The organism is Flavobacterium pectinovorum (genome assembly GCF_006438875.1).
GTDB classification, from domain to species: domain Bacteria; phylum Bacteroidota; class Bacteroidia; order Flavobacteriales; family Flavobacteriaceae; genus Flavobacterium; species Flavobacterium pectinovorum_A.
Window position 1 is genome coordinate 118,001 of sequence record NZ_RCZH01000015.1, and the last position, 24,149, is coordinate 142,149.

Annotated in this window: 13 protein-coding genes; 2 read left to right on the forward strand and 11 right to left on the reverse strand. The window is 35.2% G+C overall.

The genetic code is table 11. From position 1 onward, the window contains the following. Nucleotides 1–5: 5 nt before the first annotated feature. The 11 genes from EAH81_RS20240 to EAH81_RS20290 all read right to left on the reverse strand — a co-directional run bounded on the left by EAH81_RS20240 (nt 6) and on the right by EAH81_RS20290 (nt 16,276). Entirely contained in the window at nt 6–6,377 is a 6,372-nt protein-coding gene (locus EAH81_RS20240) for a HAMP domain-containing protein (RefSeq protein ID WP_206669097.1), read from the reverse strand. Nucleotides 6,378–6,421: 44 nt separating this feature from the next. Continuing rightward, nucleotides 6,422–6,853, reverse strand: coding sequence for a response regulator (locus EAH81_RS20245; protein ID WP_140510611.1), 432 nt, complete (start codon nt 6,851–6,853; stop codon nt 6,422–6,424). 3 nt (nt 6,854–6,856) lie between these two features. After that, nucleotides 6,857–8,299 carry an ATP-binding protein gene (locus EAH81_RS20250; RefSeq protein WP_140510613.1) on the reverse strand — a complete coding sequence of 481 codons (1,443 nt, stop codon included), beginning with the start codon at nt 8,297–8,299 and terminating at the stop codon, nt 6,857–6,859. A 128-nt stretch (nt 8,300–8,427) separates the two neighbouring features. Continuing rightward, entirely contained in the window at nt 8,428–8,808 is a 381-nt protein-coding gene (locus EAH81_RS20255; RefSeq protein ID WP_140510615.1) for a response regulator, read from the reverse strand. 599 nt (nt 8,809–9,407) lie between these two features. Continuing rightward, nucleotides 9,408–10,757, reverse strand: coding sequence for a TolC family protein (locus EAH81_RS20260; protein ID WP_140510617.1), 1,350 nt, complete (start codon nt 10,755–10,757; stop codon nt 9,408–9,410). A 12-nt stretch (nt 10,758–10,769) separates the two neighbouring features. Next, on the reverse strand, nt 10,770–11,909 hold the full coding sequence (locus EAH81_RS20265) for an ABC transporter permease (protein ID WP_140510619.1): 1,140 nt from the start codon (nt 11,907–11,909) through the stop codon (nt 10,770–10,772). Continuing rightward, nucleotides 11,906–12,841, reverse strand: a complete 936-nt coding sequence (locus tag EAH81_RS20270; RefSeq protein WP_161595834.1) for an HlyD family secretion protein — start codon at nt 12,839–12,841, stop codon at nt 11,906–11,908. Before EAH81_RS20270 ends, EAH81_RS20265 begins: the two co-directional genes overlap by 4 nt. 100 nt (nt 12,842–12,941) lie before the next feature. Next, nucleotides 12,942–13,661 (reverse strand): ABC transporter ATP-binding protein, encoded by a 720-nt coding sequence (locus tag EAH81_RS20275; RefSeq protein ID WP_140510622.1) that lies wholly within the window; start codon nt 13,659–13,661, stop codon nt 12,942–12,944. Between the two features lie 226 nt (nt 13,662–13,887). Beyond that, complete coding sequence (locus EAH81_RS20280) at nt 13,888–14,301, reverse strand: DUF2141 domain-containing protein (protein WP_140510624.1); 414 nt, start codon at nt 14,299–14,301, stop codon at nt 13,888–13,890. Nucleotides 14,302–14,357: 56 nt separating this feature from the next. Beyond that, nucleotides 14,358–15,275 carry a DUF6268 family outer membrane beta-barrel protein gene (locus EAH81_RS20285; protein WP_241676606.1) on the reverse strand — a complete coding sequence of 306 codons (918 nt, stop codon included), beginning with the start codon at nt 15,273–15,275 and terminating at the stop codon, nt 14,358–14,360. A 107-nt stretch (nt 15,276–15,382) separates the two neighbouring features. Next, nucleotides 15,383–16,276 carry a helix-turn-helix domain-containing protein gene (locus EAH81_RS20290; protein WP_140510628.1) on the reverse strand — a complete coding sequence of 298 codons (894 nt, stop codon included), beginning with the start codon at nt 16,274–16,276 and terminating at the stop codon, nt 15,383–15,385. A 460-nt stretch (nt 16,277–16,736) separates the two neighbouring features. On the opposite strand from EAH81_RS20290, the gene bglX reads away from it, so the two are divergent. Beyond that, a complete protein-coding gene (gene bglX / locus EAH81_RS20295) occupies nt 16,737–19,046 on the forward strand; it encodes a beta-glucosidase BglX (protein ID WP_140510630.1) in 2,310 nt (769 codons plus the stop codon). 825 nt (nt 19,047–19,871) lie between these two features. After that, nucleotides 19,872–24,023 (forward strand): two-component regulator propeller domain-containing protein, encoded by a 4,152-nt coding sequence (locus EAH81_RS20300; RefSeq protein ID WP_140510632.1) that lies wholly within the window; start codon nt 19,872–19,874, stop codon nt 24,021–24,023. Nucleotides 24,024–24,149 lie beyond the last annotated feature (126 nt).

The window sequence follows — 24,149 nt, forward strand, 5'->3', positions numbered from 1 at the left end:
AATTATTATTTAAGCCAAACACGCATTAACGATGACAATTGCTCAACATTTACCGGTTTTGTAATGTAGTCAGACGCACCGGATTCGATACAGCGCTGTCTGTCACCTTTCATCGCTTTTGCCGTAACGGCTATAATTGTAAGGTCTTTATGTCTGGCATCACTTCTTATGTTTTTCATCGTTTCATAACCGTCCATTTCCGGCATCATGATATCCATTAAAACAATATCTATTTCCTCATCTACATTCAGCAAATTAATCGCTTCCTGTCCGCTTTCTGCACTAATTACCTCTAGACCATAACGTTCTAAAGCTGTTGTAAGCGCAAATAAATTTCGCACATCATCATCGACAAGCAGTACTTTTTTGCCCGGCAAAACCTCTTCCTGCAAATAAAAAGATTCTATTCGTTCTTTCATTTCTTCCGGAAGTTCCTTGTGAACCCTGTGCATAAAAAGAGCGGTTTGATCGACCAGTTCATCTAATGAATTTGCCGATTTTGTAATAATACTATGTGCAAATCTATTTAATCTGGCATGCTGTTTCTTGGTTACATCTCCCGCAGAATGGATAATAAGTGCCGTTTCCTGACCCGCAATATTATTCTCCAAATCACTTAAAAGATCCAGTCCGTCAGCATCCGGCAATACTAAATCTAAAATAATACAATCAAATGAATTTTCACGCAATAATGCAACAGCTTCCGTGGCTTTTTTTGCACTAAACAGTTTTATATCTTCTCCTTTTACAGCTTCGATTATTCTTTGAAGATCAAATTCATTATCATCAACAATTAAGAGGTTTTTAGCCTTTTTATTTTTGAAATCGTGAATATCATTAAAAAGATAGGTAAGGGAATCATTTTTAACCGGTTTTAGCAGAAAATTTCTTGCGCCGCGTTTCAAGCCTTTATTTCTTTCGTCTTCTCCTGAAATAATATAAACCGGAATATGGCGCAAATTGAAGTCCGTTTTCAATCTGTCTAATATTTTCCAGCCGCTTGTATCAGGCATATTAAGGTCCATTGTAATTGCATGAGGATGAAACTGATTGATAAAGTCGATTACATCATTTCCTTTAGTGGTAACAATCGCTTTTATACCATGCATATGCGCCTGATCCAGCATTATTTTTGCAAAAATCAAATTATCCTCGGCAATCAGCAATACTTTATCTTCCGGTTTGATGTCGGTTCTGTCATCGCCAACCTCATCTACAAAGAATAAATCAATATCTGAACGATTTAATCCATTTGAAGGCAATGATTTCAAACGACTTTTTGCTGCCGGTTTCACATCTGTTTCACCTGTAATTTCGATATCTTCTGCATCAGCAATAAAAATATATTTCAGAGGCAGGAACAAGGTAAATTTACTTCCAACATTGGTTTCACTTTCCAATTCAATACTTCCACCCAATAAATCAGATAAACCACGGCTGATTGATAATCCCAAACCAGTTCCGCCATATTTTCTGCTCGTTGAACCTTCGGCTTGTTGAAACGCTTCAAATATGATGTTTTGTTTTTCTTTGGAAATTCCAATTCCCGAATCTGAAATCTCGAAAGCAACAACGGCTTCTGCCATTTCAAGATTCGCGTTCTTTGTTTTCCAATTGTTATTTGCTTTATAAATTTTAAACGAAACTTCGCCTTTTTCGGTAAACTTAAAGGAGTTCGATAGCAGGTTTTTAAGAATTTGATTGAGTCGTTGTGAATCTGTTTCCATTAATTCCGGCAGACTTTGATCCATTTCAATTTTGAAACGAAGGTGTTTTGCCGCCGAAATTGGATTGAAAGTAGACTCTACAAATCGGCTGATTTCAGCAAAACTAATCGGATTGTATTCTACAGAAATATAACCGGATTCAATTTTAGAAAGATCCAGAATATCATTAATCAACTGAATAAGGTCATCGCCGCAAGAATTGATTGTCTTGGCAAACTGTATCTGCTGTTCTGATAAATTTCCATCGCGATTTGCAATTAATTCATTCGCCAAAATCTGCAAACTATTCAACGGTGTTCGAAGCTCGTGCGACATATTTGCCAGGAACTCCGACTTATATTTTGATGTTAAAGTCAGCTGATCAGCTTTTTCTTCTAATGCTTTTCTGGCTACCTCAACCTCTTGGTTTTTAAGTTCTACTTCTTCTTTTTGGTTTGCCAATAAAAAGGCTTTTTCTTCCAGTTCTTCATTCGTATTTTTTAATACTTCCTGCTGACTTTTAAGTTCTCCTGCCAGCGATTGTGACTGTACTAATAATTCCTCCGTTCTTGAATTGGACTCGATCGTATTCAATACAATTCCAATACTTTCCGTTAATCCTTCAAGGAAATCTAAATGCGTTTGGCTAAAAGTATCTAATGATGCTAATTCAATTACGGCTTTTAATTGTCCTTCAAAAAGTACGGGTAGAATAATGACATCTTTTGGTTTGGCATCACCGAGACCGGAATTAATTTTGATATAATCTTTCGGTACATTGCTTAGAATAATTCTTTCTTTTTCTATCGCAACCTGACCAATTAATCCTTCTCCCATTGCATATTGCGTTGGTGAATTTTTACGTTTAATGTATGCGTATGAAGCAATTAGGTTTAGTTTTGAATCCAAAAACTGCTCATCTTCCTGAAGAATATAAAACAATCCGTGTTGTGCTGTAACTACCGTGGCAAGTTCTGAAAGAATTTTTTTTGTAACCGAATTAAGTTCTTTCTGTCCTTGAAGCATTTGGGTAAATTTAGCTAAATTCGATTTCAGCCAATCCTGTTCCTGGTTTCTTAGCGTTGTTGCTTTCAGGTTTGAAATCATTTGGTTGATTGTATCTTTTAGAGCTTCCACTTCTCCTTTAGCCTCAACACCAATAGTTCGGGTTAAATCTCCTTGTGTAACCGCAGAGGCCACTTCCGAAATTGCGCGTACCTGAGTGGTCAAATTCGCCGCAAGCTGGTTTACGTTTTCAGTTAAATTTTTCCAGGTTCCGGAAGCTCCGGGTACATTTGCCTGACCTCCAAGTTTTCCTTCTGCCCCAACCTCGCGCGCCACAGTCGTTACCTGATCAGAGAAAGTTGCCAGCGTATCAATCATTTCATTGATAGTATCTGTTAATTGTGCAACCTCGCCTTTGGCATCAATGGATAATTTTTGTTTCAAATTTCCTTTTGCAACAGAGGTTACAACTTTAGCAATTCCACGTACTTGCGATGTTAAATTCGACGCCATCAAGTTAACTGAATCTGTTAAATCTTTCCACGTTCCCGCAACACCTTTTACTTCAGACTGACCTCCCAGTTTTCCTTCAGTACCTACCTCACGCGCCACACGGGTCACCTCAGATGCGAAGGAGTTCAGCTGTTCTACCATTGTATTAAAAGTGTTTTTCAAATCAAGAATTTCCCCTTTTACGTCTACCGTAATTGGTTTCGAAAGATCTCCATTTGCAACCGCTTTTGTAACCTCGGCAATATTACGAACCTGATCTGTTAAGTTCGATGCCATCTGATTCACCGAATCCGTTAAATCTTTCCACGTTCCTGCAACTCCCGGTACAAACGCCTGACCTCCAAGTTTTCCGTCAGTTCCTACCTCACGCGCCACACGGGTTACCTCGGATGCAAAGGCACGAAGCTGATCCACCATTGTATTTACCGTTTCTTTTAACTGGAGAATTTCTCCACGAACGTCAGCGGTAATTTTTTTCGACATATCTCCGTTTGCCACCGCAATTGTTACCTCGGCAATATTACGAACCTGCGTCGTTAAGTTACCCGCCATTTGATTCACGGAATCTGTTAAATCTTTCCAGGTTCCCGCAACTCCCGGTACATTTGCCTGGCCTCCAAGTTTTCCTTCGGTACCCACTTCTCGCGCCACACGAGTTACCTCAGAGGCAAATTCACGAAGTTGATCCACCATTGTATTTAAGGTTTCCTTTAATTGAAGAATTTCACCGCGAACGTCGACTGTAATTTTTCTGGACATATCGCCATTCGCTACGGCAATCGCCACATCAGCAATATTACGTACCTGAGCAGTTAAGTTTCCTGCCATCTGATTCACCGAATCTGTTAAATCTTTCCAGGTTCCGGCAACTCCCGGCACGTTTGCCTGACCTCCAAGTTTTCCTTCAGTACCAACCTCTCGCGAAACCCTTGTTACCTCCGAAGCAAAACCTCGAAGTTGATCCACCATCGTATTAATTGTATTTTTAAGTTCAAGGATTTCTCCTTTAACGTCTACCGTAATTTGAAGCGATAAATCGCCTTTTGCTACTGCTGTAGTTACTTCGGCAATATTACGAACCTGACCTGTCAGGTTTGACGCCATCTGATTTACAGAATCTGTCAAATCTTTCCAGGTTCCACCAACGCCTTCTACTTGCGCCTGGCCTCCTAATTTTCCTTCGGTTCCAACCTCACGCGCTACACGAGTTACCTCGGATGCAAATGAGTTCAACTGACCTACCATTGTATTAATAGTATTTTTAAGCTCCAGAATCTCTCCTTTTGTATCTACCGTAATCTGACGTGATAAATCGCCTTTTGCTACGGCTGTGGTAACCTCCGCGATATTACGTACCTGACCTGTTAAGTTCGATGCCATCTGATTAACCGAATCTGTTAAATCTTTCCAGGTTCCGCCTACTCCTTTTACTTTTGCCTGACCTCCCAATTTTCCTTCTGTACCAACCTCAAGTGCCACACGCGTCACCTCAGATGAAAAAGAGTTCAGCTGATCCACCATCGTATTAATGGTTTTCTTTAGTTCGAGAATTTCCCCTTCGGCTACAGCCGTAATTTTTTTTGATAAATCCCCATTTGCCACCGCAGTTGTAACTTCAGCAATATTACGAACCTGTCCCGTTAAATTGGACGCCATCTGATTTACCGAATCGGTTAAATCTTTCCATGTTCCACCAACACCTTTTACTTTGGCCTGACCTCCCAATTTTCCCTCTGAACCTACCTCACGCGCCACACGGGTTACCTCGGCACCAAAGGAGTTCAGCTGATCTACCATCGTGTTAATGGTGTTTTTGAGCTCGAGGATTTCTCCTGCAACGTTTACTGTAATTTTTTTAGATAAATCTCCTTTAGCTACCGCTGTCGTTACCTCGGCAATATTTCTTACTTGTCCAGTCAGGTTCGAAGCCATCTGATTTACCGAATCCGTTAAGTCTTTCCAAACTCCACCCACTCCTCGTACTCTTGCCTGACCACCCAATTTCCCTTCAGATCCAACCTCAACCGCCACACGTGTAACTTCAGAAGAAAAGGAATTCAGCTGATCCACCATTGTATTAATGGTGTTTTTCAGCTCGAGAATTTCTCCTTTTACGTCAACAGTAATTTTCTTTGATAAATCTCCCTTTGCTACCGCCGTCGTTACATCGGCAATATTTCTTACTTGTCCGGTAAGGTTCGACGCCATTTGATTTACCGAATCCGTTAAATCTTTCCAGGTTCCTCCAACTCCTTTTACCTGCGCCTGACCTCCTAGTTTTCCTTCGGTTCCTACCTCACGCGCCACACGAGTTACTTCGGATGAGAACGAGTTCAACTGGTCCACCATTGTATTAATAGTATTTTTCAGCTCCAGAATTTCTCCTTTTACGTCAACGGTAATTTTCTTGGATAAATCTCCTTTTGCTACCGCTGTGGTTACATCGGCAATATTTCGTACCTGACCGGTTAAGTTACTCGCCATTTTATTTACGGAGTCCGTCAAATCTTTCCAAACTCCTCCAACACCTCTTACTTTCGCCTGACCTCCTAGTTTTCCTTCGGTTCCTACCTCACGCGCCACACGCGTAACCTCCATTGAAAACAAATTCAACTGTTTTACCATCCCATTTACCTCTTTGGCTATTCTTAAAAATTCTCCCTGGAGCGGATTACCTTCAATAGAAAGTGGCATTTCCTGAGATAAATTTCCTTTTGCCACCGATGTAATTACGTGCGCAATTTCAATCGTAGGATGCACCAGATCAGAAATAAGCGTATTTACGGAATCAACACAAGAACTCCAGGAGCCTCTTGCACCATCCAAAGCTACCCTATTGGTCAATTTTCCTTGTTTACCAATACTTTTTCCTACCTTCTGAAATTCAAAAACCATTCTTTCATTAAGATCTATGATTTCGTTTAAAGTATCGCAAATCGATCTTTTTATTCCGTTTTGATCGGTCGGGAAACGCTGTGTGAAATTACCATTTTTGACCTTCAGCAAAATCTTTAAAAACTCGGCATCGGTAAAAACAGATTCTTCTTCAACAGCTTTTTTTGTTTTGCTTTTTAGTGGTTTTTCACCGGAAACAATTGGAAGAGCCATTACCAATTCTGTCTTTTCCTTCTTATTTTCTTTTACTTTTTTCATATTCTCAATTCTTTATAGAATGATTAAAAAATTTTGATACATCTTTAAATATTTTCATCAAGCAATATTTTCCTTAAATGAAATTGTACAAAAGCATCCATAGAATCTGATCTTTTTGTATTTTCTGTATAATTCAGCGGTTTAATAATGTAACCTGATATTCCCAATTTTTCAGCCTCTGACCTGTCATCTCCTTCTGAAGAAGTGGTCATTATAAAAACCTTTAAATCTTTGAGATTTTTATCTTCCCGAATCACTTTCAAAAATTCGATTCCGTTCATTCTTGGCATGTTAATATCCAAAAGAATAACATCAGGAATCAATCCTAATGCATTATCCCGCAGCATTTTTAAAGCTTCAATACCATTGTAAGCCGAATGAAGTACATATTCGCTTTCTAATTTCTTCAAAGACCGTTCTACACTTATAATATCGAGTTCATCGTCTTCAATTAATAAAATAGTTGGTTTTTTCATAACTTAATTATTTCTCCAGGTAAAAATAAACTCGGCACCTTTTCCTAGTTCGGATTTTACTGCAATACTTTCCTGCTGATCGTCAATTATTTTTTTTACAATCGCCAAACCAACTCCGGTACTTTCCTGTTCATTTTGTTCCCGAAGGGTCTGGAATATTTCAAATATTTTTTGATGGTATTCTCGTGCAATTCCAATTCCGTTGTCTTTAACCGAAAACTCGTATAGGTTGGGGAATATCTTACAGCTGATCTTAATTTTTCCGCCTTCCTGTGTGGTGTATTTTACGGCGTTGCTGATCAAATTGGCAAAAACCTGTTCGAGTTTAATTCGCTCCGTGTACAAATCCGGCAGATCATCAATTTGCAAACTAATATTTCTGGTAATTATGGAATCTGTAATTTCATGAACTAATGCATTTGTATTAATTCTTTGTGGCGGTGCCTTAATGTTTAACCTCGCATAATCCAGTAAACCGTTAATAAGTGCTTCCATGCGTTTGGTTTTCTGCGGAATGATTTCAAGGTATTTTCTCAGCTTTGGCGAAAGCTCATTGTAATGATCTTCTTCGATCCAGCTTACAACATTATGAATTCCACGAATTGGCGCTTTGAGATCATGCGAAACTACATAGGCAAATTTATTCAGTTCGGCATTTCTGTTTTTTAGCTCGTGAATATTTTTATCTAATTTTGATGACATGCTATTTAAGGAAGTTGCGAGCTGAGTCAATTCGTCATTTCGGGTATCTTCTACAATTGTAAAATTTCCTTTCGAAATATTTTCTGCAAGCCTCACCATAGAATTGATTCTTCTGTTGGTGACATACATGATAAAAATCGTACTTAGAACCCCAACGATAACAGTGAGAGTAAGGAAAATAAAGGAAAATGTATGGGCATATTTCAAAGACCCGAGTAACATATCTGTATGATATTTTCGCTTTTTATATTCTATTTTATCGAACCTTGAGAATTTGCCAGCAATGGCGTCGTTCATCTTTTTTCCAACATGTTTTTTTAGTGAACTTTCAAAAAGCTTTCTATAAGCTACCGGTTTTTGTGTTCGTGCCTGGATCAATTCTTCCGAATATTTGACCCAACTGGTTTGAAGCAAATTGATCGAATCTAATATCGCGCGCTGTTTGTTAGTATTGCCAAGTCGCAGTTCCTGCTCTTTAATGAGAATAGGAACTATCTTGATTCCTTGAAAATAAGAGTGGAGAAAAGTACGATCGTCAGTCAGGAGATAACCGCGAAAAGCACTCTGCATTTCGATAATTGTCTTATGTGTTTTATTGGAATTTCGAATGATTTCTTCAGATTTGGCAAGGAATTCCGAATTGCGCTGTACTTTCTTTGACAGCATATAATTAGTATATGAGTCCGCAACGGACAGCAAAATTATCAGGGTAAAAGCTAAAAGAATTTGAGTAGATAACTTCATTGCCAAAAATTAAAACCTAGATATTTAATACCTTCTGATTCTCAATAAAAACATTAAAAACACGACTAAACAAACATTCAATTCATTGATTAACTGATAAGTAAACCATTTCAATCTAAAAAAAAGCACTACTCAACCGTATATTTCCTAAGAATAACTTTTAGCTCGTTAAAATTATTAGGTTTAGAAATAAAGTCAAACGCTCCTCTGTCTTTGGCTTCTCTTTTTATTTCATCTAACTCGGAAGTAGAAAAAATAATAACGGGAATATTTTTTAAAAAATCCTTCTTTTTTAATTCTCTCAGCAATTCCATACCCGACATAATTGGCATATTCAGGTCAAGAAAAATAATATCCGGTTGGATTTCTTTTTCAATTAATTTTCTCAGTGCCTCCAAGGGATTATTAATTGATGTATAAAGTGCTGTAGAAATAGCTTCTAATGCCTCCATAAACAATTCGCAGTCATCTGAGTCATCATCAATTTGAAGAATATTTTTATAAGGCATCTTACTTTTAATTAATATAGTTCCAGTATTATGAATTTACTATTAAATTTTATTTCAAAATTAATTTTTCTGATAAATTAATGTGTTTATTTTTTCAAATATACTATTTTTTTGGTATCAGAAAAAAAATGCAAAAATTAACAAAAAATATTAGATTTCACCTTAGTAAATTTATAAAATTAGTATATAATAAAATAATTTTAATAAATATTTTTAATTATTAATTATTGGATTTTGGGATTTCTATTGCTTAGAAAACCTGTCAAATGTTTAGTTTTGTAAAAACACCAAATATTTTGTAATTCAATAAAGAGTAAGCATGCAAATTTATTAAAAAGAGTCATCTTCTTAATCTATAAATGCTTCACAAAAGCAAAGCATCCATATGTTTTTTCGGTAAAGTTTTTTTCGGATTTAGTTTCTAATTGTGCCGATCGTGACACATAATTCGTTTTTCTTATTTGTTGTGCTTGTTTTGAGGTTATTAACCTAAAATCGTTTGTCACTTTATAATACGAATGCAGTATCCGTTCTCACCAAAAGATTTTGAGAAACTCTACGATCGGTTTGCTTTAATCGAGCTATTATGTTAAAAACGTTTAATATTGTAAAACTAATTTTCCAGTAGCTTTCTTCCAATCAAGCCATGACACTATTAATTCCTGTTGAAGTTCATTATATACTAATTCTAAATTTTGCAATTGAATCTCTTTATCATTTAGTTCATTAAACGATATTTGATCAAACTTATACCGTTCTTGGTAAACCATTACAATCTCCTGAGTCAGCTTGGTATTTTCATGCACCGTTTTTAACTGTTGCAAGACATTATTATAAGCAGTCGTAGCATTCAGCGCATTGTATTTGTTTTTATTAATGTCTTCTATTATTCGGTTATTATTTTGCTCTTGCTCCAATTTTAACTGACCTATTCTTTTTGCTGTATTCTCACCAAAGAAAAGAGGCAATTTTAATGATACTCCAATATAACTATTTCCGTACCAACTATCTTGCTGAAAAGGATTCATACTTGCTGTAAACTGATCTGCTCCTAAATAACCATTGATATTAATCATTGGGCTGTGTTTTGCTTTTTCCAGTTTCTTTTTATTTTCTAACACTTCATTTTGTGTTTTCAAAATTTCAATTTGAGGTAATGTATGAATTAAATTTTCATCCAGATCGGTAATATTTTCATCCATACTATACTTTTCTAATATTATTGAAGCAGCACGTAAAGATTCATTTCCGGTTATATATAAAAGGTATTGTTTTAAAACCAAAACGTTATTTACAGCATTATGATATTTTTGAACGGCATTATTGTGCGTTACTTTAGCATCGTTTACATCAACTTTTAGAACTCTGCTATTACTGTATTTTTGGCTTATCGTATTCCTACTTAAAGCCGTGCGGGTAGTGTCACCAATAGCTTCTTTTACTTGCTCTTGTGCTACCAATGTATTAAAATATACCTTTGAAACTTCGTAAACAAGCTCGATCCTGGCCTCTTTTTCGTTTAAACCCGCTAGTTTTTCCTGTAACTTATACTCTGTAATTAATTTTGAAATAGAGATATCCAACAAAGGCTGTTGCAGCAAAACACCTGTATTTTGAGTATAATTTGCTCCCAATTTTATCGGTATCATACCATCTGAATACTTTCCGGAATTAAATGCGCTGGCAGGTAAAACGCTTGTAGCAATAATTGGATTATATTGATAATTGTAATTCAAGGAAACTCTGGGCAAATATTTAGCATTTAACTCTTTTGTTTTTAACCGATTTATTTTAGATTCTGTTTCCAACGAAGCCAGTAATTTTCTGTTTTTTTGGGCTTCTTCAATTGCTTTATTTAATGTCCATACGGGGCTTTGCGCATTCATTTTGCAAAGACATAACAACATAAGGCATCCTATAAAACATATATTCATTAATTTTTTTTTCATCACAACATTTTTTTAGCCTCTAAATACGGAAGCAGGTTCTACATTTTTTATTCTTCTAATGGCAAACACAGCTCCAAAAAGCGAAATAGAAAATGTGATAATTAGAATTGAAAAGAGTATAATTGGGCTAAAATCTATCAATATTCCTGTTTGATACATTCCGTTTTTAAACCCCATTAAGAAAATGAGAGCAACCAAAAATCCAACAATAGCAAATAACGTAGCCTGGGTAAGAATCAATTTTCTAACGTATGAATCGGTAGCGCCTATTGCTTTTAAAGTTCCATAGTCCTTAATCCTGTCAAGCGCCGACGAATACATTGTAAGTCCAATAATAAAGAAACCTGCGATAATCGCAAACCCTACCAAAGACCCTGTGCTGGCGCCTAAACCTGTAGAAGCCAAAACACTCTTTATAGTCGATGAGCTTAAAGATGACGTACGCCAGGCTCTGATTCCGTAAATAGAATTATTGATATGATCGACGACACGATCTACATCCTCCCCGTCTTTTACATTTACCATTAGGGCACTTATATTAGTCGAAGGTATATTGCCATAATATCTTGCTCTATCTATTGTGGTGTACATTAAACAACCGCCCCAACCTCTTATTCCTTTAGTTTGCAGCGTTATGACAGCTCTTTTTCCATTAATCTCAAAAAAGGTTCCGGCATCCGACGAGCCTCCAAAATTGCTTCGGTCAAAATAATCGGCAGATACACCTGCTTCCTGTAACAAATCCGGAAGTTTTCCCTGTATTATTTTAGTACTATCCGGACCCGCTTTAAAACTGGGATATTCGCTCCCGATAATGTTTACAATAGCACTTGTTCCATTGGGGAATTTTGCTTTTCCAGTTGTTACAACTATAGGGAATGCTTCTTTAACGCCTGCCAAACTCTTGATTTCTTTTTCTTTTCTGGTGTCAATCAAACTAAGCTGATTTGCATCTGTAGTTTTATTATCAACAACCCAAATATCTGTTGTGGTATTTTTTACCAATACACTCATTAATCCCGTCAAAAAATTGAATGTTCCTATTTGCTGACCAATAAGGAAAGTGCTTATTACTATTCCAACAACCACTCCTATGCTTTTAGTTTTATCAAAGCGAATAAACTTCCAGGCTGTTTTTATAATAGCTTTCATATTGAGGTTTGAACAACACATTCAATTCGGGAATTAATTAAGTAGTCTGTTTGGTTTGCGAGGAGTATTTTTATTTCACGAACTCTCCTGTCCTCCTGATCACCCGCTTTTTCAGAAAAAAGGGATTTGCGTTTGAGTGCCGATGAGGCAAAAATGACAACTCCCGAACCGATCGTTTTATTGGAACCAATTTGACGAATAATTGCTTTTTGTCCTTCTTTAATTTTATCTGCAAACAACTCATCAATTTCACAAGTAGCAACCAATTTACTTTTCGGAATAAAATCTGCAAAGGCTTTATTTGGTGATAATGCTGCGCCTTTCGTCGCATTCATTGTCATAATTTGTCCATCGCTTAGTGCTTTTACCAAATAGTGCTGTAATTCCTTATTGGATACTTTCAATTCTTCTTTAATTTCCTGAAGCCGGGAGTTTGCCATCATCACCCTGCTTTGTAATTGCGCTACATTGGCTCGGGAAATCTTTGTTTCTGTTTCAATATTATCAACATTCTGTCTTGTTTCTGCACCATTTTTGTGTAAATTTTTCAATCGTTGCAGCTCAATTTCTTTATTTGCCAGATTTATTTCCTGCTCTTTTAAGTTTAATTGAGTTACTTTTATTTCGATTTTTTGCGTTTCTATTCTACTCTCAATCTGGGCTTTTTTGGCATCCTGAACAGTGTGATCCAATTCAATAATTAAATCACCTTTGGTAATTATATCATTTTCTTTCTTATGAATATCTACAACAATGCCTCCTGTTTCTGTTGCCAATGCCGACAGTTTTTCACTTGGTTCTATTCGTCCGAGTCCCACAATTTCTGACGAAGTAACTTCTTTATGAACAGGTTCCTGATCTGATTTAATTTCTTCTTTCTTACTACAAGAACTAAGAAACAAGGCTATTAGATAAAATAAAATATATTTCATATGTAAGTAATATTTGTTTTTGTTGGAAGATGGTATCGCCAGATCTTCATAGGTGTTTACGACAAATGCTGTCATGGCGATTTCATTCTTTATAATTTGATTAATGATTCTCTATAGTGTCAATTTCGTTCTCTATTGCTTCTCCATTATCTACATAAATAATTCTATCAGCAAACTGTTTGAGTCGCATATCATGTGTAACGACAATTACACTCTTGCCATCTTTAGCAAGTGCTTTCAATTCATCCATTACCACACCAACACTCTTAACATCTAATGCTGCTGTTGGTTCGTCACAAAGCATAATTGGCGGATTTGTCACCAATGCCCGTGCAATAGAAACTCTTTGCTGCTGACCTCCGCTTAGCATTTTTGGCAAGTTTTTCATTCTGTCCTTCATACCTACTAATTCCAGGGCTTTTTCGGCTTTTTTCTTTGCGTCAACATCGCTAAAATTCATAAGTTGCAGCGGAATCATTACGTTTTCTAAGGAATTAAGGGGAGCCAAAAGATTAAAACTTTGAAACACAAATCCAATTTTGTTCAATCTCAAAGTCGATAATTGTTTAGCCGAAAGCGTATTTACTTGTTGTCCATCTATAAAAACATCCCCTTTTGTTGGGTAAATAACACAGCCTAATAATGATAACAATGTAGTTTTCCCCGAACCAGAAGGACCAATTATTAATGTAAGTTCTCCAGTTTTAAATTGAACACTCGTAGGTTTTAAGGCAGTAATCAATGTGTCACCGGTTTGATACTCCTTGCAAACACCTCGTACTTCTGCAATAACTCTATTTTTCGAAATTATCTCTTCCATGATTTAATGTTTTTGTTAGTATTTACAGTTTTCAGTCGCAGTATTCAGTATTCAGTCGCAGTGTTCAGTCGCAGTGGCAGTGTTCAGTCACTGTTGAGTCGCAGTCACAGTTTTCAGTCGCAGTTTTCAGTTTTCAGTTCAAACAAACCGAGCACTGGGACTGAAAAACTGCCACTGAATACTGAGACTGAATACTGAGACTGAGACTGAGACTGAGAACTGAAAACTAATAAAGCTCTATTGCAATCGTAGAATCATTTTTTAAAACATAAATAGAACAATCACTAAACGTTGGTGCTCCGCCATCCGGCTTAAAATTAGTACTGTTTCCTACTGGCTCTTTAGGCATTCCAAACCAATTACTGTTTAATTTTCCATTACTGTCTAAATCTTGAAAAACTGTAATGGCATAAGTACCTCTTGGCAAATCAACCTGGAATTTCATTGTTTCCTGATTTGCCTTTTGAACTTTAGTAAAATAGGCTGTTTTAAGAAAATTTTGCTTTTTATCGTAAACATTCAGCACAACTGTACCTTTCCCTTTTTGGACATTGGTCACATCAATATTCATTTTTACTTGTTGCGCATTAGCAAAATACGACACTCCTAATACCAGAACACTTAGAATTAATTTTTTCATTTTTCTTTTTAAATTTATTGTTGTTGAATTTATTTTCTTTTGCATTTTTTTCACAATTATTTTCCAAAACGGTAGGTTAACATTATTTTGGCGTAAGGGATTTCTTTTGTCTTGTAGTCGGTAATACTATTGTTATTTGAATCATACAAGGTGTATTTATTTGCAAATGCTAAACCTCCTTGTAACTGAAGCCAAAAACCATCAAAAAGCCGTTGACTAATTTGTAAGCCTCCATGAACAGCCGAGAACTGGGCATAGTCAATGGCTGTGCCTTCATAATTATTGTAGTTTTGCAAATTGTGAAGCGTCCAGTCTATCGATCCCGCTATACCTATTTGTGTATTATTGCCGAGATTCCTAAAAACATTCACTCTTGGCCAGTAAAGCTGAGCAAACCACTTGCCGTTATTACTTTTATAATCTACAGATATAGCGGGCGTTATCAGGATCTTACCAAAAGAATACATGATATGAGGACCAATCCCAATTTCAAGATTTGATTTTTTGCCAAATTTTCTTGAAACTCCAAAAATGCCATCATATACCATGTCGTCCATCGAGAACGAACTTTTAAAATCGGAAGCAATAGTAGGAATGAAAATTCCAAAAGCAGTCCATCTTTTTCCAATAGGGCGCCGTACTACAATGGTGGGTTTGATTTCTTGTATTTTTGTGATGTAATTCGGACTATTCTCGATATTTTTATCGAATGTAAAGTTTAAAACACGATAGTTTATTATTCCAAGAATACGAGTTTTACCAATTTTAAAAGAGGGTATTGGCAACCAAAAATCGTATGTATTATAGCTGAATTTATTTCCATAATAAGGATCTGCAGTTGATACGTTCTCAAAACTGCTTTTTCCGTTTACAGTAACGCCAACCCCCGCGCCATCTGTTATTAATTGGGCATAAAATTTATTTGGAAGACAAATAAACAAGGTTAGCAAAACTAATGATAGTACTTTTTTCAAAATAACATTTATTAAATTTAAACACACGAGCTGCCTTAGCCCTCTAAGATTTTCTTAAGGCAAAGGTGTGATTAAAACAATAATTGCTGCTAGGATTTAGTGTGCCGTTACTCGGACAAATCGTGCATGAGTGAATTTCGGTACTGTGAAGGAGTTATGCCCGTTATTTTTTTAAAAAGGCGTCCAAAGTAAGACGGATCTTCATAATTCAATTCAAAAGCAATTTCGGAAATATCCTTAGTCAGATCTTGCAAAAGTATCTGACTTTGCAAAATACTAACGTTATTAATCCATTCTTTTGGCGCTATTCCTGTAGTTTGCTTAATGCATCTATTGAGATAGTTTACAGAAATTTTTAATTTATCGGCATAAAAGGATACGGATTTATCCTGACTGTGGTATTTATAAACCAACTCTTTAAAGGAAAAAGTAATTTCATTACCACGGTGAACCGCTTTATTAAGCTCTCTATTCGAAAAAATGATTTTTTGAAAAGCCGCCTGCATGAGCGAATAACAAATTTCAATATTGGAATTTTCGTCCCGAAATTCTTCTCCCAATAAACAAAACAAAGAATTAAGCCATATACTTGTCTCTTTTGGCAGTTTAATAACTGAGTTTGTGGCAAAAATTTGTATTAGTTCCTGTTTAGACAGAATATGATTCAGGACACTTTCTTCAAACAAAATAAAATGACCGGTTATAACCAGATCAATTTCTTTCATTGCCGTAATATGTCCTTGTTTAACAAACAAAACATCATCGGTTGTTAATGATATTATCTCATTATCTACTTGTTGTATGGCATTGCCATTAGTAACATGAACGATAAAATTATAATCGGGTCTAAAAAGCGGCGTCGGAATTTGAATGTATTCTGTTGTAGTATTCAGGTCATATATCTGCAAGGGAGTTTTTAAGAAATCAAAATCTAAAGAAGCATCCGACATAAATTGTTTTGGAAATTCCTCCGATGATATAATTTTGATAGTCTTACTCATGTTGCAAACTTAAGTATTTAATTGTAAACGGTAATATCTCCTCATTGAAGTGCTTTGCATTTTGCTACATATAATGTGGCACACCAAAAAGTTAATTTCGCTTTCAGAAATTAGTTTTGCAGTATTAAGTACTACTAAATACATGCGAGATACAAATTCATAGAGTATACTTTTATGTGCCTTTATAATTATCTCTTTTAATCAGGTACTTCGTTTTCAATTTACTAATGCCTGTAGTATTCTCTTCTTTTTTTGGCAAACGAGATAAGTAATACATCATTTGTAGCACATAATGCTTCAAATTTACTATTCTGATTATTGGTGTAAAACTACATTTACCATTTTTAGATTTTATTGATTTCGCACAAATAAACTTTCAAAATTATCATTCAAAATAAAAAAAGACGATCTGTAACAATCAAGATTTAAACAACTTTACCATAAAACTAAAACCACAATAATGAAAAAACAAATTAGAAAATATGCCTTTTTACTGTTAATCGTTTTTGGAAACGGATATGCCCAAACCAAAAAACATATGGATGCAAAAAAACCAATCGAAGAACGGATCTCGCTTTTGATGAAAGAAATGACATTAGAAGAAAAAGTAGGACAAATGAATCAATATAATGGTTTTTGGGATGTTACAGGACCAGCTCCAAAAGGCGGGTCTGCTGAATTAAAATACGAGCACTTACGAAAAGGATGGGTTGGGTCAATGCTTACCGTTCGAGGCGTTAAAGAAGTTCGTGCAGTCCAGAAAATCGCGGTCGAAGAAACCCGTTTAGGAATTCCGTTGATAATTGGTTTTGATGTTATTCACGGTTATAAAACGTTAAGTCCAATTCCGTTGGCAGAAGCAGCAAGTTGGGATTTGGACGCCATTAAAAAATCGGCAGCAATTGCAGCAGATGAAGCTTCGGCATCCGGCATTAACTGGACTTTTGCACCAAATGTCGATATAACAAATGATGCACGCTGGGGACGCGTAATGGAAGGAGCCGGCGAAGATCCGTATTTGGGAAGTAAAGTAGGCTACGCAAGAATAAAAGGATTTCAGGGAGAAACGATTGCAGATTTAGCCAAAGTAAATACAATTGCAGCTTGTACAAAACACTTTGCGGCGTACGGTTTTGTTGAAGCAGGATTGGAATATAATAGCGTAGACATGAGCAATTCTAAATTATACAATTCGGTTTTACCGCCTTTTGAAGCCACGGTACAAGCGGGAGTTCGCACGTTTATGAATTCATTTAATACCTTAAACGGTATTCCGGCAACGGGAAATGCATTTTTGCAAAGAGATATTTTAAAAGGAAAATGGAAGTTTGACGGATTTGTAGTTTCGGATTATGCTTCTGTTCGCGAAATGATTGCGCACGGTTATGCAAAAGACGAAGCCGATGCAACGGCAAAAGCGATAATTGCAGGTTCTGATATGGATATGGAATCGTATTTGTATGTGGCTAAATTAGTGGCTTTGGTAAAAGAAGGAAAAGTAAAAGAAACTTTAATAGATGATGCCGTTCGCAGAATCCTTCGCGTGAAATTTGAATTGGGTTTGTTTGATGATCCCTACAGATATTGCGACGAAAAGCGCGAAAAAGAAGTTGTTGGAAGCAAAGCCAATAATGACGGAGTTTTGGACATGGCGAAGAAATCTATCGTTTTATTAAAGAATGCTTATCCGCCGGGGAGGAATGAGAATTTGCTTCCGCTAAAAAAATCCGGACAAAAAATTGCTTTGATTGGTGCTTTGGCAAATGATAAAAACAGTCCGCTTGGAAGCTGGAGAATTGCAGCCGATGATAATACTGCCGTTTCGGTTTTAGAAGGAATGCAGCAATACAAAGACAATCAGCTGACTTTTGAAAAAGGGGCAGATTTGCTTTCGCAGAAAGCTACTTTTTTAACCGAAACCGTTTTCAATACAACTGACAAAAGCGGTTTTGAAGCTGCTAAGATAGCCGCAAAAAATGCTGATGTTGTCGTGATGGTTTTAGGTGAATATGGATTTCAAAGTGGAGAAGCAAGAAGCAGAACCGATTTAAATTTACCGGGAATTCAACAGGAATTACTGGAAGAAATCTACAAAGTAAATCCTAATATCGTTTTGGTTTTAAATAACGGACGCCCGTTGACTATTCCGTGGGCTGCACAAAATATTCCGGCTATTGTAGAAGCCTGGCATTTAGGAACTCAGGCAGGAAATGCAATCGCTCAGGTTTTGTACGGAGATTATAATCCGAGTGGTAAATTGCCAATATCTTTTCCTAGAAACGTGGGACAAGTACCAATTTATTACAACAAATACAGCACAGGACGACCAATCGATAGTGATAAAAATGTTTTTTGGTCACATTATATGGATGTAGAGAAAACACCTCAATTCCCATTTGGTTTTGGACTGAGTTATACAAAATTCGATTATAAAAATCTTCAAATTAATAAAACTGCTTTTTCTAAAGGAGAAAAAATTGAAGTGAGCGTTGACATTACAAACTCAGGTAATTTTGACGGAAAAGAAGTCGTGCAGCTTTATATTCACGATGAATTTGCAAGCATTGTTCGCCCAATAAAAGAATTAAAAGGTTTTGAGTTAATAAACCTGAAAAAAGGAGAAACTAAAACTGTGCATTTTACTTTAACAGATGCAGCACTTGGTTTTTATGACAACGAAGGCAAATTTTTAGTAGAACCGGGCATGTTTAATATCATGGTGGGCTGGAATTCTAATGAAGGACTCACTGGTAAATTTGAATTAAAATAAAGTATTTCTGAAAAAATTTAAACACATAGAAACATAGATTTTATGTGTAAAAAAGAAGGGAAAAAAGAAACAAGTTTCTTTCACATAGTCTCAAAGCACAATGTCATTAAGTTAAGAAATTTTTTAATGCAGATTAACTCTTTCAGAATCCGCAATCTTGTCATCTCGACGAAGGAGAGATCACACAAGAAACTCAACAAAGATTGGCGAATATCTGAACGGAAATACTAGTGTGATCTCTCCTTCGTCGAGATGACAAACTTTGTGGTTACTTCTGTGTCTATTTACTAATTCCTTAACTTAATGACATTGACACATAGATCTGTGAATTAATGTAAAGTGAAACGCCTTTTTTTAAGTTCATCCCGACGCTTCGGGCAATGTCATTAAGTTAAGCTTTTTCAAATTATAATTTTCTCGCAAAATGTAGTTTTGAATTGCCTCCAGCTTTAGCTGGAGTTTATATAAAATCAATCTATGAGGCTTTAGCCAAAAATGTGTGATTTGGCTAAAGCCATTTTATTGTGCGTATTAGTCACCTCCAGCTGAAGCTGGAGGCTAGTCAAAAAAGCTTAACTTAATGAAATTGCGCTTCGGGACTATGTTTCTATGTGTTAAAAAAAATACACACAGCAGTTTAGTATATTTTTAAAACAACCTAATAACCTGAGTACGATTAGTTAATAATTGGGCTTAGGTTTTTGGCAATATGATAAAATTTACACTTAAAAAGTTTATTTCATATTTAGTTTTATTAATATTGTTTTTATTACACTTAAAATAAAAGGAAATTTTCGGCGCAAATTGATCAATAATGCTATTATAATGAAAAATATCAAATATATTATTGTATACTATTTTGTATTTACAAATTGCCTGTTATCTCAAGGTAAATTTGACAACTACCAATTTAGAAGCATACAGGAAACTACTTCAAAAAGAGCTATAACTTCTATTATTCAGGATAAAAATGGTTTTATCTGGATAGGCACAAATGGCGCGGGTTTGTATCGATACGATGGAGTAAATTATTTTGGATATGAGTACAATAAAAAACCCAGTTCTGTAAACAGCAACTTTATTTATGCAACTTTTCTTGATTCTAATAATAACTTATGGGTTGGTACTGATGACGGTTTGTGTTTGTACAACAGGGATTTAGATAATTTTACTAAAATTAATATCGAAGATGTAATTACAAAAGGTTATGATGAACCCATTACCGTAAAAACAATTATTCAGGATAATAATGGCAATTTAATCTTAGGAACTTATGGTTTTGGATTATTCAAACTCAATATAAAGACTCTGAAAGTTTCTTTGATTCAGTCCAAAGTGCTCAAAAAATTTAATTTTCTGATAAAATCTTCCGTAAAAAATAAGCACAGAATCATTTATTTAGGAACCAGTTATGGTCTATTAGAACTCGATTTAAACGGAAAAATCAAACAGGTTTATAAAGACAAATTTAACAGAGAACCTTTATTAGATGACATCGAAAATCTTGTTATAGATAAATATGGATATATCTGGCTGGGAACAACTGAAAATGGACTGATAAAAATCAAACCTGAAACAGATAATTATCAATTTGAAAATTACTCTGTTACCAAAAACAAAATCTTATCTATTATAGAAAGCAGTCAGGATTACATCATTTGTGGTACAGAAAATGACGGATTACTGGTTGTAAATTACAAAGGACAGGTATTGCAAAAATATCTACACAGTAAGTACAATGACTTTAGTTTAAAATCTAACTCGGTTTGGTCCTTGTATGAAGACAAAGAAAAACGGCTTTGGTTAGGTTATTTTAATAAAGGACTTGGTGTATTTGATAAACCCAATAACAAATTTAATTCGCTTGAATCGCTTGTAAATAATGACAATTCTTTACAGACCAGTTATGTAACTTCGGTCATAAAAGATAAAAAGGGCAATTTATTAATCAGTAATGAAGGCGGCGGACTCGATATTTATAATCTTACTGATAAGAGTTATATTCACGTAAACAAAAACAATCAAAACTATTATTCCGGTTTAGATGCTGCTGATATTCAGACTATATTTATAGACAGTAAACAAAATATCTGGATAGGAAGCTGGGATCGCGGAATCTATTTTTTGAAAAATGGCACTACCCGATTTGTAAACTACAATACAACAAACACAGGATTAAAATCGAACCGGATTTTTAGTTTTTCAGAAGATTCAAAAGGCCGAATCTGGATTGGAACTTTTATAAAAGGATTGCATTATTTTGACTATAAAAGCAACACATTTGTTCATTGTGACTCAAAACCATTCGTAGAAAACGCTTTAGACAACGCTTTTATCCGTAAAGTTTTTGTTGACTCTGATGATGTTTTATGGGTTGGAACAATTTTGGGATTATATCAGGTTAGTTTTAAAGACGAACCTGGTTTTAAAGTCACAAAAATGCGCGATGCCATGTTTAACGATAAAACGAAGTACAACAGTATTCAGTCTATTTTATCCATCTATGAGTCTAACGATAAAACAATATGGATAGGAACTGACGGCGAAGGATTATTTAACTACAATAAAAAAGACAAAACATTTTCAAACTACAATAACTTTCCCGGTTTTAAAGAAAAATCTGTTCGTGCCATAATTTCTGATAACAATGGTTCTTTGTGGATAAGCGGTGGCTCAGGATTGACAAAACTTGATTTTAAAAATAAAAAAAGCACCAATTTTAATAAAGACGATGGTCTTGTTGATAATGATTTTAATAATAATGCGGTCTTTAAAGATGGCAACGGAGAGTTGTATTTTGGCAGTTACGAAGGCGTAAATTATTTTAATCCGAACGAGATAAAAAAAGCAGAAAAAGCGCCAAAGCTGTATTTCAGCGATTTCAAATTATTCAATCGATCCGTTAAGCCAAATGAAGATTCTTCGCCGTTAACCAAAGTAATTGCTCAAACTAAAGAAATTATTCTCGATCATACACAGTCTGTTTTTACGATTGAATATGTGGGAATCAATTATAATTATTCTAAGAAAAACCAATACGCTTATTACCTTGAGGGTTTCGAAAAAGACTGGAATTATGTGGGCAATAACAGGACAGCAACTTACACCAATCTGGCGCCGGGCAATTATGTTTTCAAAGTAAAATCGGCTAATGCAGATGGTTCGTGGAGTAATGATCAATTAGAACTAAAAATAAAAATTCTGCCTCCGTGGTGGAAAACCCTTTGGGCTTATTTAATCTACTCCTCTATCTTAGTTTTCCTGATTATATATTTCAATAAAATTTATCAAAATCGTTTTAAAGCGGGACAAGCCATAATTCTCGAAAAGGAAAAAAGTATTCAATTAGAGAAATTAAACAATAAGAAATTACAGTTTTTTACGAATATTTCTCATGAGTTCAGGACACCGTTAACGCTGATTATTAATCCGCTGGAAGATATTTTAAGAAGTAAAAATTTATCTCCTGAAATACATCATAAATTAAAAATCGTACACAAAAGTTCGGATAGGCTTTCGAGACTAATCAATGAGCTTATGGATTTTAATAAATTAGAGTTTAATAAAATTTCCCTTCAAGCCAAGAAAATTGAAGTCGTAGCCTTTACGCAGGGAATTATTGGCTATTTTGATGAGGAAGCTTCTGCCCGAAATATTACTATTAATTTTGAGTCATCGGTTGATGAGCTCGAAGACTGGTTAGACCCAAAAATGCTGGAAAAAATAGTGTTTAATATTATTTCAAATGCATTTAAATTTACTCCGGATAATGGTTCTATTACCATTTCTATAGACAAATCAGATCTGGATAATTCTTTATTAATTAACGGAAATAAAGTTCCTTCTTTTTCAATAACAATTACAGATACCGGTTCTGGAATTCACAAAAAAGATTTAAAAAGAATATTTGACAGGTTTTATCAGGTCAACAATATAAATAAGGATTATTACGGCAGTACAGGAATTGGTTTAGAGGTTGTTAAAGAATTTATTGAGTTGCATAAAGGAAAAATTAATGTTGAAAGTCAGGTAGGACAAGGCACAAAATTCACGGTAACATTTCCGTTAGGGAAATCTTTTTATAAGAAAAGCGAAGTAGTTAACACGTCTTTTAAAATAGAAAAAAATAAAAATCAATTTCTATCAGAATCTTTTAATAATCAATCTGATGAAGATGAAATTGCGTATCAAAACGTAGAAAATACTTCTCCGGAAACTGCAAAACCATACACGATTTTGATTGTTGAAGATAATCCTGAATTACGAAATTACCTGAAACAGGAATTAAGCAAATTATACAAGGTTCTTGTTGCAGAAAATGGTCAAAAAGGTTACGAAATTGCGGTTCAGAAATTGCCTGATTTAATCATTACAGATGTTATTATGCCCGTAATGGATGGGTTGCAATTGTGCAAAAACATCAAAGGAGATCTAAAAACAAGTCATATACCGCTATTAATGCTTTCGGCAAAAGCCATGGTAAAAGACCGACTGGAAGGTATAGATTCCGGTGCTGATATGTATTTGAGTAAACCATTTGAACTGGATATTTTAAAATCGAGTCTGGCACAGCTTATTACAAGCAGACAAATCATGTTTAAGAAATTCTATAGCGGAATAACAAAAGACGGCAAAGAAAAAACGACGTCGCTGGATAATGATTTCATTCAAAAAATCCTGCATTTTATAAATGAAAACATCAGCGAACCTGAATTGAGTGTAGAGTTATTATCTTCTAAAATTTTCCTGAGCAGAAGTCAATTGTATCGAAAAATAAAAACGTTAACAGGCGTTTCTGTCAATGAGTTTATTAGAAATGTTCGACTGGAAAAAGCAAAACAATTGATCGAAAAAGGAAATAACAACATCAATGAAATTAGCTATAAAGTAGGCTTTACTTCTCCCTCCTATTTTACCAAATGTTATAAAATTAAATACGGAAATTTACCAACGCAGGAAAAAAGAGCCAAAGAATAAATAATCTCCCACAGGTAAAATGTAATTAAAAGAGCTTCGAATTAAAAAATCGAAGCTCTTTTTTTTTGTAAGTCAATTTTTTCAATAATTGCTCTTTTTTATTTCATCCAAAATTCAGATATAAAA

Coding starts and splice junctions, on each gene's coding strand:
- EAH81_RS20240 (WP_206669097.1), bottom strand. CDS start 6,377: ATGAAAAAAGTAAAAGAAAATAAGAAGGAAAAGACAGAATTGGTAATG.
- EAH81_RS20245 (WP_140510611.1), bottom strand. CDS start 6,853: ATGAAAAAACCAACTATTTTATTAATTGAAGACGATGAACTCGATATT.
- EAH81_RS20250 (WP_140510613.1), bottom strand. CDS start 8,299: ATGAAGTTATCTACTCAAATTCTTTTAGCTTTTACCCTGATAATTTTG.
- EAH81_RS20255 (WP_140510615.1), bottom strand. CDS start 8,808: ATGCCTTATAAAAATATTCTTCAAATTGATGATGACTCAGATGACTGC.
- EAH81_RS20260 (WP_140510617.1), bottom strand. CDS start 10,757: ATGAAAAAAAAATTAATGAATATATGTTTTATAGGATGCCTTATGTTG.
- EAH81_RS20265 (WP_140510619.1), bottom strand. CDS start 11,909: ATGAAAGCTATTATAAAAACAGCCTGGAAGTTTATTCGCTTTGATAAA.
- EAH81_RS20270 (WP_161595834.1), bottom strand. CDS start 12,841: ATGAAATATATTTTATTTTATCTAATAGCCTTGTTTCTTAGTTCTTGT.
- EAH81_RS20275 (WP_140510622.1), bottom strand. CDS start 13,661: ATGGAAGAGATAATTTCGAAAAATAGAGTTATTGCAGAAGTACGAGGT.
- EAH81_RS20280 (WP_140510624.1), bottom strand. CDS start 14,301: ATGAAAAAATTAATTCTAAGTGTTCTGGTATTAGGAGTGTCGTATTTT.
- EAH81_RS20290 (WP_140510628.1), bottom strand. CDS start 16,276: ATGAGTAAGACTATCAAAATTATATCATCGGAGGAATTTCCAAAACAA.
- bglX (WP_140510630.1), top strand. CDS start 16,737: ATGAAAAAACAAATTAGAAAATATGCCTTTTTACTGTTAATCGTTTTT.
- EAH81_RS20300 (WP_140510632.1), top strand. CDS start 19,872: ATGAAAAATATCAAATATATTATTGTATACTATTTTGTATTTACAAAT.